This window comes from Arthrobacter sp. NPDC058127 (genome assembly GCF_042884555.1).
Taxonomy (GTDB): domain Bacteria; phylum Actinomycetota; class Actinomycetes; order Actinomycetales; family Micrococcaceae; genus Arthrobacter.
In genome coordinates this window covers 57,419-72,829 of sequence record NZ_JBHVTT010000003.1, presented here as the reverse complement: position 1 = coordinate 72,829, position 15,411 = coordinate 57,419, and the positions used below count along the sequence as shown (strand labels likewise).

General features: G+C 64.6%; 16 protein-coding genes. 13 read left to right on the top strand and 3 right to left on the bottom strand.

Annotation, left to right across the window (positions count from 1 at the left end; translation table 11 throughout):
- Nucleotides 1-32: 32 nt before the first annotated feature.
- From ACFVTG_RS06505 to ACFVTG_RS06475, 7 genes are all read left to right on the top strand, one after another.
- Nucleotides 33-998 carry a co-chaperone YbbN gene (locus ACFVTG_RS06505; protein ID WP_390279027.1) on the top strand — a complete coding sequence of 322 codons (966 nt, stop codon included), beginning with the start codon at nt 33-35 and terminating at the stop codon, nt 996-998.
- Nucleotides 998-2,101 carry an NADH:flavin oxidoreductase/NADH oxidase gene (locus ACFVTG_RS06500; RefSeq protein ID WP_390279025.1) on the top strand — a complete coding sequence of 368 codons (1,104 nt, stop codon included), beginning with the start codon at nt 998-1,000 and terminating at the stop codon, nt 2,099-2,101. The genes ACFVTG_RS06505 and ACFVTG_RS06500 overlap by 1 nt, the downstream gene beginning before the upstream one ends.
- Before the next feature lie 145 nt (nt 2,102-2,246).
- On the top strand, nt 2,247-3,038 hold the full coding sequence (locus tag ACFVTG_RS06495) for an ABC transporter ATP-binding protein (RefSeq protein ID WP_284751210.1): 792 nt from the start codon (nt 2,247-2,249) through the stop codon (nt 3,036-3,038).
- Nucleotides 3,020-4,591: a transporter gene (locus ACFVTG_RS06490; protein ID WP_390279023.1), complete on the top strand. Its 1,572-nt coding sequence runs from the start codon at nt 3,020-3,022 to the stop codon at nt 4,589-4,591. Before ACFVTG_RS06495 ends, ACFVTG_RS06490 begins: the two co-directional genes overlap by 19 nt.
- Nucleotides 4,592-4,683: 92 nt before the next feature.
- Complete coding sequence (gene nagB, locus ACFVTG_RS06485; protein WP_390279021.1) at nt 4,684-5,466, top strand: glucosamine-6-phosphate deaminase; 783 nt, start codon at nt 4,684-4,686, stop codon at nt 5,464-5,466.
- Nucleotides 5,467-5,502: 36 nt separating this feature from the next.
- Complete coding sequence (locus ACFVTG_RS06480) at nt 5,503-5,841, top strand: DUF3039 domain-containing protein (protein ID WP_390279019.1); 339 nt, start codon at nt 5,503-5,505, stop codon at nt 5,839-5,841.
- Nucleotides 5,842-6,021: 180 nt separating this feature from the next.
- A complete protein-coding gene (locus tag ACFVTG_RS06475; protein ID WP_284751206.1) occupies nt 6,022-7,800 on the top strand; it encodes a DEAD/DEAH box helicase in 1,779 nt (592 codons plus the stop codon).
- A 24-nt stretch (nt 7,801-7,824) separates the two neighbouring features.
- On the opposite strand, the gene ACFVTG_RS06470 is transcribed toward ACFVTG_RS06475, so the two are convergent.
- Both ACFVTG_RS06470 and ACFVTG_RS06465 read right to left on the bottom strand, forming a co-directional pair.
- Nucleotides 7,825-8,451 carry an isochorismatase family protein gene (locus tag ACFVTG_RS06470; RefSeq protein WP_284751205.1) on the bottom strand — a complete coding sequence of 209 codons (627 nt, stop codon included), beginning with the start codon at nt 8,449-8,451 and terminating at the stop codon, nt 7,825-7,827.
- Nucleotides 8,452-9,780, bottom strand: coding sequence for a nicotinate phosphoribosyltransferase (locus tag ACFVTG_RS06465; RefSeq protein ID WP_390279017.1), 1,329 nt, complete (start codon nt 9,778-9,780; stop codon nt 8,452-8,454). It abuts the gene before it with no gap.
- Between the two features lie 201 nt (nt 9,781-9,981).
- Between ACFVTG_RS06465 and clpS the strand changes: the two genes are divergently transcribed.
- The 6 genes from clpS to rdgB all read left to right on the top strand — a co-directional run bounded on the left by clpS (nt 9,982) and on the right by rdgB (nt 14,400).
- A complete protein-coding gene (clpS, locus tag ACFVTG_RS06460) occupies nt 9,982-10,401 on the top strand; it encodes an ATP-dependent Clp protease adapter ClpS (RefSeq protein ID WP_284751203.1) in 420 nt (139 codons plus the stop codon).
- Nucleotides 10,394-10,960 (top strand): DUF2017 domain-containing protein, encoded by a 567-nt coding sequence (locus ACFVTG_RS06455; protein ID WP_284751202.1) that lies wholly within the window; start codon nt 10,394-10,396, stop codon nt 10,958-10,960. Before clpS ends, ACFVTG_RS06455 begins: the two co-directional genes overlap by 8 nt.
- A gap of 104 nt (nt 10,961-11,064) precedes the next feature.
- Nucleotides 11,065-12,153 carry a glutamate racemase gene (murI, locus tag ACFVTG_RS06450; RefSeq protein ID WP_390279014.1) on the top strand — a complete coding sequence of 363 codons (1,089 nt, stop codon included), beginning with the start codon at nt 11,065-11,067 and terminating at the stop codon, nt 12,151-12,153.
- Nucleotides 12,150-12,947 carry an MBL fold metallo-hydrolase gene (locus tag ACFVTG_RS06445; RefSeq protein WP_284751200.1) on the top strand — a complete coding sequence of 266 codons (798 nt, stop codon included), beginning with the start codon at nt 12,150-12,152 and terminating at the stop codon, nt 12,945-12,947. Before murI ends, ACFVTG_RS06445 begins: the two co-directional genes overlap by 4 nt.
- A gap of 56 nt (nt 12,948-13,003) precedes the next feature.
- A complete protein-coding gene (gene rph, locus ACFVTG_RS06440; RefSeq protein ID WP_078108499.1) occupies nt 13,004-13,762 on the top strand; it encodes a ribonuclease PH in 759 nt (252 codons plus the stop codon).
- Nucleotides 13,759-14,400, top strand: a complete 642-nt coding sequence (rdgB, locus tag ACFVTG_RS06435; RefSeq protein ID WP_284751199.1) for an RdgB/HAM1 family non-canonical purine NTP pyrophosphatase — start codon at nt 13,759-13,761, stop codon at nt 14,398-14,400. The genes rph and rdgB overlap by 4 nt, the downstream gene beginning before the upstream one ends.
- Before the next feature lie 74 nt (nt 14,401-14,474).
- Here the strand turns inward: rdgB and ACFVTG_RS06430 are convergent, their stop codons facing one another.
- Nucleotides 14,475-15,239, bottom strand: coding sequence for a VTT domain-containing protein (locus tag ACFVTG_RS06430; protein WP_390279339.1), 765 nt, complete (start codon nt 15,237-15,239; stop codon nt 14,475-14,477).
- Between the last annotated feature and the right edge of the window lie 172 nt (nt 15,240-15,411).

Here is a 15,411-nt window from a genome sequence, read left to right as displayed (position 1 = left end):
ATGCTGTTGGCGCAGCGGCTAGAGTGGACGGTATGAGTTCGCCAGGATCCCGTCCCGTCTCTCCAGCCGCCGCCAGCCAGCTCAACCTGCGCGGCGCCGTCGACCTCTCCGCATTGCGGCGTCCCGCGCCGGCGGCATCGAGCGGTGCCCCGGCTGCGTCGGGTGGGAGCCCGGGAAGCAGCCAGCCCCTTCGCGTAGATGCCACCGAGGCCAATTTCCAGGACCTCGTCCAGCTGTCCGCGCAGATTCCCGTCCTTTTCCTCTTGTGGTCCAATCGATCCTTGGAGGCTTCGACCCTCCTGCATAGCCTGGAAGGTGTCGTCGAAGGCTACGCCGGCAAAGTAGTGCTGGCCGCGGCGGACGTTGACGCGTTCCCACAGCTTGCGCAGGCATTCCAGGTCCAAGCCGTCCCTACCGCCGTCGCGGTCTTGAAGGGCCAGCCCGTTCCGCTCTTCGAGGGGCCTGCTTCGGACGAGGAAATCCGCAGCCTCATCGATGAGCTCCTCAAGGTGGCTGAAGCCAACGGCGTAACGGGCAGTATCGGTGCGGGTGCTGCCAGTGCGGAGGCCCGTCCTCTCCCGCCGTTGCACCAGGCAGCCTTCGACGCGATTGAAGCCGGGGACTACGCAGCTGCCGCCACTGCCTACCGCCAGGCGCTGGCAGAGAAACCCGCCGATGCCGAGGCGAAGGCCGGGCTCGCCCAGGTGGAACTGATGGGCAGGCTCGAGCCGCTGACGGCGACGGAAGCCGAAGCCATCCGTCAGCGGGCGGCAGAGGAGCCGGACAACATCGAAGTACAGCTCACGGTGGCCGACCTTGACATCTCGGGCGGACACATCGAGGACGCGTTCAACCGCATCATCGCCTTCATCGGCCGCAACTTCGGTCCCGAGCGCGAGACGGCGCGCGTGCGCCTGCTGGAACTGTTCGACGTCGTCGGCATTTCGGACCAACGTGTGGCGAAGGCCCGGCAAGGTCTGGCGCGGGTCCTGTTCTAATGACACAGCCGGCGTTGTTCAGCCCGCTTCAATTGCGCTCCTTGACGTTGCCGCATCGTGGCTGGGTCTCGCCGATGTGCCAGTACAGTTGCTCGCCCGACGGCGGAGGCGGCGTGCCGAACGATTGGCATCTGGTGCATCTTGGAGCGTTTGCCACGGGCGGCGCTGCCCTCATCCTCACCGAGGCGTCGGCCGTCAGCCCGGAGGGACGGATCAGCCCGCGCGACGCCGGGCTGTACACGGATGAGCAGGCGGCCGCTTGGGAGCGGATTGTGGATTTCGTCCACCGCAACAGTGCCGTGGACGGCAAAATCGGCGTCCAACTGGCGCACGCCGGCCGCAAGGCTTCCACCTACTGGCCCTTCGCCGAAGAGAGCGGATCAGTAGCGGAGTCCGACGGCGGATGGGTCACCCGGGGCCCGGGGGTTGAGGCCTTTGCAGGTCTTGCAAGTCCTGTGGCCATGGGCGAGGCGGACATCCAAGCCGTGATTGCCGATTTCGCGGCGGCAGCCAGACGGGCTGTGGACGCCGGATTCGACACGGTGGAGATCCACGGCGCGCACGGCTACCTCCTGCACCAATTCCAAAGCCCCTTGATCAACAAGCGCGACGATGCCTGGGGCGGCAGCGAGGCGGCACGAAACCGCTTGATGCTTGAGGTCATCGACGCCGTGCGTGCGGTCATCCCCGATTCGATGCCGTTGTTGCTGCGGATTTCCGCCACTGATTGGGCTGAGGGCGGCGTGGACATTGACGCCTCCGTGCGCCTCGCGCGGGCGGCGTCCGAGCACGGCGTGGACTTGGTGGACGTCTCCAGCGGTGGCGCCGTGGCCCACCAACGGATCAAGGCCGGTCCCGGATACCAGACGGGATTCTCGGAACAGATCAGGCGCGAAGCGGGGGTTCCCACCGGGGCCGTCGGCTTCCTGACGTCCTCGGGACAGGCCGAACACACGGTGGCCACAGGCCAGGCCGACGGCGTATTCATGGCAAGGGCAGCCCTCCGCGATCCGCACTGGTGGCTTCGCGCGGCTTTTGAACTCGGATTCCCCTTGGAATGGGCGCCGCAGTATCAGCGCGCGGTTCCGCGGCACAGCTTCTAGGAGCTGCTCTTTTCGGGAGCGGACCCTCTCGGGAGCCAATCATTTGGCGATCTAGTCCTTTGGGATGAGGCCGCCCCGGAAAGGTGTCCCGTAGTTACCCCTCGGGGACGACCCCTGGAAGCGCCCCCGGGGCTAGGCTGGCTGCATGAATGTCCAGCTTCCCGGTCCGTCTCTTAATTCCCCGGTGCCTGCATTGGCCTTGCGCGGATTGGCAAAACGCTTCGGCGGCAAGATCGCCGTCGATGGGATCAGCCTGGATGTGCCGGCCGGCTCCTTCTATGGGGTCGTGGGTCCCAACGGGGCGGGCAAAACGACCACGTTGTCCATGGCCACGGGGCTCCTGCGGCCGGATTTCGGGACGGCCTACATCCATGGCGTGGACGTTTGGGCGAAACCGCTCGAAGCCAAGAAGCTCATGGGGATACTGCCCGACGGCGTCCGCCTCTTCGACCGCTTGACGGGTGAACAGTTGGTCACCTACGCCGGCTTGCTCCGCGGCATGGACAGGGACGTCGTTGCCCAACGGGTGGGAGAACTGATGGCCGCGCTGGACCTGAGCGGCGACGCCGGCACCCTCGTGGTGGACTACTCCGCCGGCATGACAAAGAAGATTGCCCTCGCCTCGGCGCTCATTCATGCGCCCAGGCTGCTGGTGTTGGACGAGCCCTTTGAGTCCGTGGATCCCGTCTCGGCAGCCAACATCAGGGGAATTCTTGACAACTACGTGGCCTCGGGAGGAACGGTCATCGTCTCAAGCCATGTCATGGACCTTGTGCAGCGCATGTGCGACCACGTGGCCGTTGTGGCTGCAGGCAGGGTCCTCGCCGCCGGAACCGTCGAAGAGGTCCGCGATGGCGCCACGCTCGAGGACCGTTTTGTGCAGCTGGTGGGCGGCGGAAACCAGACGGGGGGCCTGGAATGGTTGCGCACCTTCTGAGCCTGAAGTGGCGGCTCCTGCTGAACGGCTTCCGACGCAGCCCGGGCCAGCTCGTGGGAATCGCGATCGGCGGGCTTTATGCATTGGGAGTCGTCGCGACCCTGGTGGGGACACTCGTCGCCTTGCGGTGGGCCGACCCCGAGACGGCCCATACCGCCGTCGTCCTCGGTGGCGCCGCCGCGATCCTGGCCTGGGCAATCGTGCCCCTCATGGCTTCGGCAGCTGACATGACGCTTGACCCTTCCCGCTTCACGACGTCGGCGATCCCCATGCGCCAGCTGCTGACCGGGCTCGCCCTCGCCGGATTCATCGGCGTGCCCGGACTGTCCACGATGATCGTGGCGCTATTCACGGCGGCAACATGGTGGCGCAGCGTGCCGGCCGTGCTCGGCGCCCTGTTAGGCGCCGCGCTTGGCGTGCTGAGCTGCGTGGTCTTGTCGAAAGTCATCACGACGGCGACGGCCAGCCTCGCAGCCTCCCGCCGTTTCAAAGACGTAAGCAGCATCGTTGTCTTTGTGCCACTCGTGCTGATGGGACCGATCGTGGCCGGCGTCTTCAGGGGAGTGTCCGGTTCCACCGGGTATCTCCCCGAACTTGCCCGGACGGTCTCCTGGACTCCACTCGGAGCTTCCTGGTCGCTTGGCGGCGATCTGGCGTCCGGAGACGTTGCTGCTGCCGGCCTGAAGGCGTTGATCGCGCTGGCCACTCTCCTCGCGTTATGTGCCGCTTGGAATCTCCTGCTCAAGCGCGCGCTGGTCACTCCGCCATTCTCGGGCGGTTCAGGGAAACGCGGCGGGAAACTTGGCTTGTTCGGACTGCTGCCGGCAACTCCTACCGGGGCAGTAGCAGCGCGGGCCCTCAGCTACTGGATCCGCGACCCGCGCTACGCAGCCTCGCTGATCGTGGTCCCGTTATTGCCCGTCATTTTCCTGTTCCAGTCCGCTCAGTCCGGAAGCTACTCCATGCTGGTGATTCTGGGGCCAATGGCTGCCTTTGTCCTCGCATGGTCCATTGCCGCGGATGTCTCCTACGACAGCACCGCGTTCGCCTTGCATCTGGCCACCGGGGTCCGCGGTATCCATGACCGGCTCGGCAGGGCCTTGGCCTGCCTGGCATTCGCCCTCCCGGTGGTGTTGATCTTCGCCGTCGGGCCGTTCTTCCTGACGGGAGAATGGGGCTGGTTGCCGGGCATCCTGGGTCTTTCCCTGGGCGTGCTGTTCACTGGCCTGGGATTAGCCTCCATCGTCTCGGCGCGGTACACGTCCACCGTGCCGTTGCCCGGGGACAGCCCGTTCAAGAAGCCACCGGGGAACGTTGCCCAGACGCTGGCTGTCCAGTTCGGGGGAATGGCGGTGCTGTTCCTTTTGGTCCTTCCTGAACTTGCACTGGTCATAGTCCAATCAGCCACGCGCGATCCGCTGTGGGGATGGATCAATCTGGCAATTGGTACGGTTCTTGGGACGGCCTTGTTCGTGGCGGGTGTCCGGGTCGGAGGACGCTGGCTTGACCGACGCGGGCCGGAGCTCTTCGCGCAATTGAGCGTCAACCGGTGACTCCATGACCAACAATGACAAGTTATGGGACATGGGATAACCTCGAGTTTGAACCAGTCGATCCGGAAACACAGCTAGAAAGGTCGTGGACGATGGAAGTTGTCATCCTTCCGGGAAGCAAGCAGATCGGGGCGCTTGCCGCGGATGCCATCGAGGCGCTTCTCCTCCGAAAGCCGAATGCCGTCCTGGGCCTGGCCACAGGGTCTTCTCCGCTCCCTGTCTACGACGAACTGGCGCGCCGCCACCAGGAACGGGGACTCGACTTCAGCCAGGCGCACGCCTTCGCACTTGACGAATACGTCGGGCTCGAACCCGGGCATCCGGAGTCGTACCGGGAGGTCATACGGCGTGAATTCACGGACCGGGTCAATATCGACCCCGCCAATGTCCACAGCCCGGACGGCACCGCCACCGACCTTCCCGCGGCCTGCGAAGCCTACGAGGACTCCATGCGGGCACTTGGCGGCGTTGACCTGCAGATCCTTGGCGTAGGCACGGACGGCCACATTGGATTCAACGAGCCCGGCTCCTCGCTCGCTTCGCGGACACGGATCAAGACGCTGATCGAGCAGACCCGGAAGGACAACGCCCGCTTCTTCAAGAGCATTGACGATGTCCCGCACCATGTGGTGACTCAAGGCCTTGGAACCATCATGGATGCCCGGCATGTTGTCCTGATTGCCACGGGGGCGCAGAAGGCCCAGACCGTCAGGGACTTTGTGGAGGGACCGGTGGCGGCCATCTGCGCGGCATCGGTGCTGCAGATGCACCAGCACGCCACCATCATGATCGATGAGGCTGCGGCTTCCTCGCTCAAGCTCGCGGACTACTATCGCCACACCTATGACAACAAGCCGAAATGGCAGAGCATCTGACGCGGTGCATCGGATAGGGAAGCTGCAGCGGCTAAGATGGATGGCATGACGACGCTGCCTCCGGACCCATTCGAAAACGATCCCATGCGCGAGCTTTCCGGAGCCGGAACTTCCACTGCAACCATTGAGCGCGAGGAAGTGCGCCAGGAAGTGGAACCCGGTGACCGGGAGCGTTTCTCGCACTATGTCCGCAAGGAAAAGATCATGGAGTCCGCTATGACAGGCGAACCCGTGATTGCGCTGTGCGGTAAAGTGTGGACCCCTGGACGCGACCCGCAAAAGTTCCCGATCTGCCCTGAATGCAAAGAAATCTATGAAGGACTTCGCCCCGGTAACGACGGCGGAGACAAGGGCGGCTCGGGCGACTCCAAGTAGTAGGTAAGCCCCAGTAGTCGGGTATTTCCTGGTAGTAGGCGGGGGAGCGCTTTCCCCTGCCTGTTTGCTGCCCTGCGTGATTCGGCGCATCCGGAACAGATTGGTGTTTTTTGTGGTTATTTGGGTTTCGCTGGCTGCAGCGGCCTTGCTTGGAATCGTTGCTGGTCGGGGGGAAACCGCGTGACTGAAACACTCTTCGGCGGCCCTGCGCTGCCTCCGGCTTATCCGGAACGCGCAGCCTGGGGAACCGCCCCGAAGCTGCGCGCCTGGCAGCAGGAAGCGCTGGATCTGTACCTGAACGCGAGCCCGCGCGATTTTCTCGCCGTGGCAACGCCGGGCGCAGGTAAGACCACCTTCGCCCTGCGGATTGCGTCGATACTCCTTGACAGTGGAACCGTGAACCGCGTGACGATCGTCGCTCCCACCGACCACCTGAAACGGCAGTGGGCGGACGCCGCGGCCAGGGTGGGCATTGCCATCGATCCGAACTTCAAGAACGCAGACGGCCAGCACGGCAGGGGCTTCGTCGGCGTCGCGGTGACCTACGCACAGGTGGCCAGCAAGCCCATGCTCCACCGGGCCAAGACCGAGGCTGCCCGCACGCTGGTCATTCTCGACGAAATCCATCACGGCGGCGAGGCGTTGTCCTGGGGCGACGGATTGCGCGAGGCCTTCGACCCTGCCGCGCGGCGCCTGGCCCTGACGGGCACGCCTTTCCGTTCCGACACCTCACCCATCCCGTTCGTCGAATACGCCGAAGACCGCGACGGCATCCGCCGCTCGAAGGCGGACTACACCTACGGTTACGGCAATGCCTTGAGGGACCACGTTGTCCGTCCAGTGCTCTTCATGGCGTATTCGGGCCAGATGCGTTGGCGTACCAGCGCGGGGGACGAAATGGCGGCTTCGCTCGGCGAAGCTGCCGTCACCAAGGACATCACCTCCCAGGCATGGCGCACCGCGCTCAACCCGGGCGGCGAATGGATCCCCGCGGTTCTTGCTGCCGCCGACAAGCGCCTCAGCGAAGTGCGCCGTACCGTGCCCGACGCCGGCGGCCTCGTGATTGCCACGGATCACGACGACGCCCGCGCCTATGCCGGTCAGCTCAAGAAGATTACGGGCCAGTCGCCCACGGTGATCCTGTCCGATGATTCCAAGGCTTCGCACAAGATCGAGGAGTTCACCGCCAGCGACAAGCGCTGGATGGTGGCCGTGCGCATGGTGTCCGAAGGCGTTGACGTCCCGCGGCTTTCAGTGGGCGTCTACGCGACGTCCACGTCTACGCCGCTGTTCTTCGCCCAAGCCGTGGGCCGCTTCGTCCGTGCCCGCAAACGCGGCGAAACGGCGTCGGTCTTCTTGCCGTCCGTGCCGCCCCTCATGGCCTTGGCCAACTCCATGGAAGCCGAGCGGGACCACGCGCTGGACCGGCCGGAGAAGGAAGATCCGGACGGCCTCTTCAACCCCGAAGAGAACCTGATGGCTGAGGCCAACCGCGAAGAGAAGGCCTCGGACTCCCTGGAGAAGGGCAAATTCGAGGCCCTCGATTCGCAGGCATCCTTTGACAGGGTGCTGTTCGACGGCGGCGAATTCGGCACGGGAGCCGATATCGGCTCCGAGGACGAACTTGATTTCCTCGGGATCCCGGGACTGCTCGACGCCGAACAGGTGGGAACGTTGCTCCGGCAGCGGCAGCATGATCAGCAGTCGAGGAAGAAACGCCAATCTCCGTTGGCTGCCGCCGCGTCACCCGCTGTTCCGGACCACCGCATGCTGATGGACTTGCGCAACGAGCTCGCAAAAAACGTTGCGGCCTGGTCCGCCCGCACCGGTACCCCGCACGGCGTCGTCCACAACAAGTTGCGCGAGGTGTGTGGCGGACCGGCAGTCGCGCAGGCAAACGAGGAGCAATTGCAGTCACGGCTGCGCAAGCTTCAGGACTGGTTCATCGGACGGAAGTAGAACTTCCTGGCAGGGCTCCTGTCCTTAGCGCTGCCCCAGTTCGACGCCGTTTTCTTCCAGCTCTGCGTAAGTCTCGTCAAGATCTTCCGCGATTCCGGCGGTGAGATCACCGATCACTGTCACGGAGTAGCCCGCTTGCACGGCGTCCAGCGCGGTGGCCCTGACGCAGTAGTCCGTGGCGATTCCCACTACGACGACTTCTTCCACCCCGTGGCTCTGCAGCCAGTCATCGAGCCCGAGGGCGTCCTCGTCCAGCTCGACGGAGGGGACCGCGCCGGGCGTGAGCTCGCCCATGGGCACTTCGTCTTCAGGCGCGAGGACTCCTTCGAAGCCTGAATAGGCGGCGGTGTACTGTCCCTTGCGGAAGTAGGCCTGGACGTATTCGGCGTCGAGATCCGGGTGGAGTTCGGCGCCCTTGCTCCCGGCGCGGCAATGCGGCGGCCAACTGTCCACGAAGTCCGGGGTTTCCGAAAAATGGCTGCCCGGGTCCACGTGCCAGTCCTGCGTGGCCACGACATGGTCGAAATGCTGATGGTTCTCGTCAAGGTATTCGCTGATAGCGGCAGCCGTAGCGGCGCCGCCTTCCACGGCGAGGGAGCCGCCCTCGCAGAAATCGTTCTGGACGTCCACGATGATCAGGGCGCGGGACATTCAGTCCTCCTCGTAGACGGTGGGGATTGCGGGCTCGCCGCGCTGCAGCCTCCGGACTACCGGGGGGAGTTCGGCCATGGTGGCAGCGTGGCGTTCCTGTGCCCGGACCACGCCCTCGTGTCCGGTCCATCCCGGGAGCAGCTCACCGTTCTTGACGAACTGCTGGAGCAAGGGGCGGTCGTTGCCGTCGTCTTCAGGGCGGTGTCCGATGCCCACGATCTCCTGGGTTGCGATGCCGAGTTCGTTGAGTTTGCGGAGGGCGTATTTGCGGCCGCCCACGCTGGCCTTGTTCTTGGCTATTTTGGCCACGGGAACGAATTCACCGTCATCGTTGGTCCGGCTGACGAGTTTGTAGACCATGCTGGCCGTCGGAGCTCCCGATCCCGTGACCAGCGAGGTGCCCACGCCGTACACATCCACCGGGGCCGATTGCAGGGCCGCGATGGCGAATTCATCGAGATCCGAGGTGACGACGATCCGGGTGTTGGTGTTGCCGAGGTTGTCCAGCAGCTCGCGGACCCACTGGGCCTGGGCCACGAGGTCTCCGGAGTCCAGGCGGACTGCCCCGAGCTTGTCACCCGCGAGTTCCACCGCGGTGCGTACGCCGACCTCGACGTCGTACGTGTCCACCAGGAGCGTGGTTCCCGGTCCGAAGGCCGAGATTTGCGCTTCGAAGGCTTCGCGCTCGGTGTCGTGCAGAAGCGTGAACGAATGGGCGGCTGTGCCCACGGTCTTGATGCCGTAACGGCGGCCGGCCTCAAGGTTGGAGGTACTGCCGAAACCGGCGATGACCGCGGCGCGGGCTGCAGCCGTCGCCGATTCCTCCTGGGTGCGCCGGGAGCCCATCTCGATGCACGGCCGGTTGCCGGCCGCGCTGGTCATGCGTGAAGCAGCCGAAGCAATCGCGGTGTCATGGTTGAGCACGGACAAGATGTACGTTTCAAGGATGCAGGCTTCCGCGAATGTGGATTCGACGATCAGGATGGGGGAGCCGGGGAAGTAGGCTTCGCCCTCCGGATAGCCCCAGATGTCGCCCGAAAACCTGTAGTCCGCGAGGAAGTCCAATGTCTGCCTGTCAACGACTTTGTGCTGATCGAGGAACGCGAGCTCGGCGTCTCCGAAACGGAAGTCCTTGATTCCCTCAAGCAGCCGGCCGGTGCCGGCCACGATGCCGTAGCGGCGGCCATCGGGCAAGCGGCGGGCGAAGGCCTCGAAGACGGAGCGCCGGTGCGCCGCGCCCGAATGGAGGGCAGCTTCCAGCATTGTCAGCTCGTAGTGATCGGTGTACAACGACGTGCGGGGGTGGTCCCAGGCGACGGATCTACTCACGAATTCACTCTAGTCCCCACCGGCTCCCACGTCTCGCTCCGCTCAACGCGGGGCCCTCGCCGGTGTGGGCCCACCCACCGGCTCCCACGTCTCGCTCCGCTCAACGCGGGGCCCTCGCCGGTGTGGGCCCACCCACCGGCTCCCACGTCTCGCAGGTCCACCGTCATTAGCTCGCCCAGACAACGCCATTAGAATGGACAGATGACCACTACCGTCGGCCCCGGCACAGCCCCCGGCACCTCTATAGCCACCTGTACGGGCACCAACACAGTGACAGACGCAGGCTTAAAGGGAGAGGAAAGGACGGACATCTCGGAGCAGTCGTCCACCGACCTCCTCAGCGCTGCTGACATCCCTTGGAACCTCGTAGTCTGGAACGATCCCGTCAATCTCATGAGCTACGTGAGCTACGTGTTCCAGAGCTACTTCGGCTATTCCGAGGCCAAATCAAACAAACTCATGCTTGAGGTCCACAAGAAGGGCCGTTCCATCGTGGCGTACGGTGGCAAGGAACAGGTGGAGCAGCACGCGGTTGCCATGCACGGCTACGGTCTGTGGGCAACGGTTGAAAAGGCAAGCAGCGGCGACGGCCGGGGACGCAAGGGCGGCGCACGTGGCTAAGGCTTTCAAATACGGACTCAAAGGCATTACCGGCTATCTTGAGCCCGCCGAGCGCGAACTCCTGCGCGGACTCCTGGACGATGTCATTTCGATGCTGGAACCAGAGCTGTCGAGGAACGAAGATCCCCTGACGGCCTTGATCGGCCTGGACATGAACGTCAAGGAACCGTCCGATCGCGCCCTTTTGCGGCTCTTGCCGAACGTCATGAAGAACGACGACGCCGCGTCCCTGGAGTTCCGCCAGCTCACCGAGCGCTCGCTGCGGGAAGGGAAAATCGGCGCGCTTCGGGCGGCCGCGATGGGCCTGGACCGAAACGAGCTCGTCCTCACCCGCGAGGAGGCGAAGCTCTGGTCCATGGCCCTCAACGATGTTCGTTTGGTGCTGGCGGAGCGCCTCGATATCCGCGACGAAGAAGATGCCGACCATGTGCACGCCATGCAGGACTGGTCGCAGGCCGAAGACGTAGAGAGCTACCTGGCGCTCGTCTACAACTTCACCACCTGGCTTCAGGAATCGTTGGTCCAGGCCATGATGGCCTCGATGGACCGGAAACCCTGAGTGGAATTGCCGGGGCTTGTGGCCGTCCGTGTGACAAAACAGACACGAGGCCCCCGCCACATGTCGTGGCTGCAGCACATGCCTTGGCTTATTCTCTAAGAATCATGAACTCAGCATCGGACCCGGTATCGGGTGGGGAGAGCGCCGCGGCGGCGCCGGAGTCACAACGCAAGCCCGAGTCACAGCGCAAACCGGAAACACTGAACAACCACGCACACAACCCCTTGCTGGGATCACGCCCCATCGGGGTCTTCGATTCCGGAGTCGGTGGACTGACCGTGGCACGGTCCATCATCGACCAATTGCCCCATGAGTCGATCATCTACGTGGGGGACACGGCCAACGGACCGTACGGGCCGCTCCCCATCGCCGAAGTCCGGGCCAATGCCCTCGGCGTCATGGACGAGCTCGTGGACTCCGGCGTGAAACTCCTGACCATCGCCTGCAACTCAGCCTCGGCCGCAGTCTTGCGCGATGCCCGCGAACGCTACACGGCCCGCTACGGGATCCCCGTCATCGAGGTCATCCAACCCGCAGTCCGCCGGGCGGTGGCAGCGACGAGATCCGGCAGGATCGGCGTGATCGGGACATCGGCCACCGTGGGGTCCCGCGCTTACGAGGACACCTTTGCCGCAGCCCCGGACCTCAGCATCACCTCGGTAGCCTGCCCTGAATTCGTGAGCTTCGTGGAGGCCGGCATTACGACCGGCCCCGAGCTGCTGGCAGCGGCCCACGAATACCTGGAACCGCTCAGGGATGCCGGCGTGGACACCGTGGTGCTGGGCTGCACGCACTATCCCTTGCTCACTGGCGTGATCTCCTACGTCATGGGGGACGACGTCACTCTTGTGTCGAGCGCCGAAGAGACCGCCAAAGACGTTTACCGCGCCTTGGCCACCCACGGGATCCAGCGGACCGATGCCGGCTTGCCCCGGCACGACTTCATGGCCACCGGCGACGCCGTGCAGTTTGAAACCCTGGCGCGCCGTTTCCTCGGCCCGGAGGTCCTGTCCGTGCGCCACGTGGACCATGTGGCCGCCCAATACCCGACCGGAAGCCTCGCCCGCATCACCCCGGAAATGTTGGAGGCCGCCCGCGCAGGCGGCCATCATGCGAGGACGTCCAATTTCGTTGACCCTGCAGCCTTCACCGTGAACGACTTCGGCGCGGCCCGCGGGGGCCGCATCCAATGAAACTGACCATTGTTGGCTGCACAGGTTCCTTCCCCGGTCCCGGGTCGCCGGCGTCGTGCTATCTACTGACCGCGCACGACGGTGAGCGCCAGTGGAAGATCGTCATGGACCTCGGCAGCGGCGCCCTCGGGGCCATACAGCGCTACACGGACCTCGAAGACATCGACGCCATCTTCCTGACCCACTTGCACCCGGATCATTGCATGGACCTTTGCGGACTGCACGTGGCCGTACGCTGGAAGCCGGGCGGCTGGGGGCGGGACAGGATCCCCGTCTGGGGGCCGGCCGCGACCGCCGACCGCATGGCCACCGCCTATGGGCTCGATCTGGACCCGGGAATGCACGAGGAATTCGACTTCAGCAACTGGAGCGAACGCCAATCCGTGCAGCTCGGACCGTTCACCGTGACGCCGTTTGCCGTGAACCACCCTGTGGAAGAGGCCTACGCCTTGCGCGTGGAGGTCACCGAGCCGGACAAAGAAGGCAAAGCGGTGAGCCGCATCCTGACGTACTCGGGAGACACCGACTCGTGCCAAGGCCTAGAGGATGCTGCCCGGAATGCCGATCTCTTCCTGTGCGAGGCCGCCTTTGAAGAAGGGCGCGACGACGACATCAAGGATGTGCACTTGACCGGCAAGCGCGCGGGCCAGGCGGCGACAGCCGCCGGAGCCCGACGCCTCCTGCTGACTCACATCCCTGTGTGGACATCGCAGACCAAAGTCATGGCAGAGGCGCGGCCCGAGTTTGCCGGCGATGTCGCCGTCGCGGTTGCCGGAGTCCACTACACCGTTTGAACCCGCAGTCCAACTGAGTAGTCCGGCGTGGGCCACCGGATCGCTAAGCTTGCAGTATGACTTCCGAAGCCACATCTGTCCCCGTCATCCGTGCCGACGGCCGCACGCCCGATCAACTCCGTCCCATCAGCATCACCCGCGGCTGGTCCAAGCAGGCCGAAGGTTCGGCCCTGATCGAATTCGGCAACACCCGGGTGCTGTGCACGGCTTCCCTGACCGAGGGCGTTCCGCGTTGGCTCAAAGGCGAAGGCCGGGGCTGGGTCACGGCCGAGTACGCCATGCTGCCGCGGGCCACGAACACCCGTTCCGACCGTGAGTCGGTCAAAGGCAGGATCGGCGGACGCACCCACGAAATTTCGCGCCTGATCGGCCGCTCGCTGCGTTCCATTATCGACACCAAGGCCCTGGGCGAGAACACGATCGTGCTGGACTGCGACGTCCTGCAGGCCGACGGCGGCACCCGCACCGCCGCGATCACAGGCGCCTACGTAGCGCTCGCAGAAGCGATTCGCTTCGCCCGCGAGAACAAGATGATCGCCAAGAACGCACAGCCGCTGATCGACACGATCGCTGCCGTCTCCGTGGGAATCATCGACGGCATCCCGATGCTGGACCTGCCCTACGTCGAGGACGTTCGCGCAGAAACCGACATGAACGTGGTGGTCACGGGCTCCGGGAAGTTCGTGGAAGTCCAGGGCACCGCGGAGGGAGCCCCCTTCGACCGCGATGAACTGAATGCCTTGCTGGACCTCGCCCTCATCGGCACGGGCGAGTTGGCGGCAATCCAGCGCGAGACCCTGGCCGAGGCTCCGTGAGCGGGGCAACGACGCCGCGGCTCGTTCTCGCTACCCACAACAAAGGAAAACTGCGCGAACTCAGGGAACTGCTCAGGGGGCAGGTACCAGGACTCGACGTCGATACCCAAGTGATTGACGCGGCCGCGGCCGGCGCTCCCGATGTTGCCGAGACCGGCGTGACGTTTGCCGAGAATTCGCTGCTCAAGGCACGGGCCGTGGCTGAAGCCACGGGAATGGTAGCGATCGCCGATGACTCGGGACTGGCCGTGGACGTCCTGGGTGGGGCTCCGGGTATCTTCTCGGCCCGCTGGTCCGGCCGGCACGGTGACGACGCCGCCAACCTCCAGCTCCTGCTGGCGCAGCTCTCGGACGTCCCCGACGCACACCGGGGAGCAGCGTTTGTCTGCGCGGCGGCACTCGCTGTACCGGCCGCCGTCGACGGCGGGGCGCGCGAGGTGGTCGAGTACGGCCAGCTGGAAGGCACTCTTTTGCGTGAACCCCGCGGCGCGGGTGGATTCGGTTATGACCCCGTACTCCAGCCGCAGGGGCTGGACCGCAGTTGCGCGGAGCTGAGTTCCGAGGAGAAGAACGCCATCAGCCACCGCGGCAAGGCGTTCAGGGCTCTGCTACCGGCTATCGTGGACGCCCTGCGATAAAACTCCTGTAGGTATTAACGAGAGAGGCACCCCGCAGGCGAACTGCGGGGTGCCTCTTCTATAAGCCAGTGGGCTTAGCGCTCGCCGTGCTTTCCGGCTTCGTGTCCGTCGATGAACTCTTCGACTGGTTCAGTTCCACGGTCCGTGGCCTTGCGCTTGGCCAGGAGGCCGCGGATGACCTCGACGGCGACGGGGATCACCGAGAGCAGGACGATGACCACGAAGATGATGTCGAGGTTGTCCCGGACCCACGGAACCTTGTTTCCGAGAAGGTAGCCGAGCAGGGTGACGCCGCCACCCCAGAGCACGGCCCCGATAACGTTGAAAATGAAGAACTTGCGCTTGTCCATCTGCGCGACGCCGACGATCACCGGGACGAAGGTGCGGATGATCGGAACAAAGCGGGCCAGGATCAGGGCCTTGCCGCCATGTTTTTCGAAGAAGGCGTGTGCGCTCTCGACGTTCTCCCGTTTGAACAGCTTGGAATCAGGCTTGTTGAAGATCGCGGGTCCGGCTTTGGAACCAATGAGGTAGCCGCTCTGGTTGCCGATGATCGCAGACACGACGATGAGGGCGGCGAGTGCCCAGATATTGAACTTGATGGTATCCGTGGCGACCAGCAGCCCTGCGGTGAAGAGCATCGAATCGCCGGGCAGGAAGAAGCCCACCAAGAGTCCCGTCTCGGCGAACACAATGCCGCACACGAGCAGGACTACCCATGGTGCCAAGGCGGGGTCGGCCAGGAAGATCTGGGGGTTCAACCAGTCGGGGAGGAGCGCGGACATATGCGGCTGCACCTGCCCTGCACCCCCCAAAGCGGATACGGCAAAGTCGTTCATCGCAGAAAGGGTCACCCTTCAAGGGTACGGGACATCCGCCGTCGGGCCCTTGAGTCATCCGCTGGGGGTGTCTGACAGACACTGCCACCTTTCGCCGGACGTGGGTAGCGTGGTGGACATGGGCAGAAGAGACGAAAACTTCTGCGTCCGCACCTAACTGAACATGAGTGGC

Bases quoted from the DNA above. Each gene is read 5' to 3' on its own strand.
- ACFVTG_RS06505 (WP_390279027.1), top strand. From the start codon at position 33: ATGAGTTCGCCAGGATCCCGTCCCGTCTCTCCAGCCGCCGCCAGCCAG.
- ACFVTG_RS06500 (WP_390279025.1), top strand. From the start codon at position 998: ATGACACAGCCGGCGTTGTTCAGCCCGCTTCAATTGCGCTCCTTGACG.
- ACFVTG_RS06495 (WP_284751210.1), top strand. From the start codon at position 2,247: ATGAATGTCCAGCTTCCCGGTCCGTCTCTTAATTCCCCGGTGCCTGCA.
- ACFVTG_RS06490 (WP_390279023.1), top strand. From the start codon at position 3,020: ATGGTTGCGCACCTTCTGAGCCTGAAGTGGCGGCTCCTGCTGAACGGC.
- nagB (WP_390279021.1), top strand. From the start codon at position 4,684: ATGGAAGTTGTCATCCTTCCGGGAAGCAAGCAGATCGGGGCGCTTGCC.
- ACFVTG_RS06480 (WP_390279019.1), top strand. From the start codon at position 5,503: ATGGATGGCATGACGACGCTGCCTCCGGACCCATTCGAAAACGATCCC.
- ACFVTG_RS06470 (WP_284751205.1), bottom strand. From the start codon at position 8,451: ATGTCCCGCGCCCTGATCATCGTGGACGTCCAGAACGATTTCTGCGAG.
- clpS (WP_284751203.1), top strand. From the start codon at position 9,982: ATGACCACTACCGTCGGCCCCGGCACAGCCCCCGGCACCTCTATAGCC.
- murI (WP_390279014.1), top strand. From the start codon at position 11,065: ATGAACTCAGCATCGGACCCGGTATCGGGTGGGGAGAGCGCCGCGGCG.
- ACFVTG_RS06445 (WP_284751200.1), top strand. From the start codon at position 12,150: ATGAAACTGACCATTGTTGGCTGCACAGGTTCCTTCCCCGGTCCCGGG.
- rph (WP_078108499.1), top strand. From the start codon at position 13,004: ATGACTTCCGAAGCCACATCTGTCCCCGTCATCCGTGCCGACGGCCGC.
- ACFVTG_RS06430 (WP_390279339.1), bottom strand. From the start codon at position 15,239: ATGAACGACTTTGCCGTATCCGCTTTGGGGGGTGCAGGGCAGGTGCAG.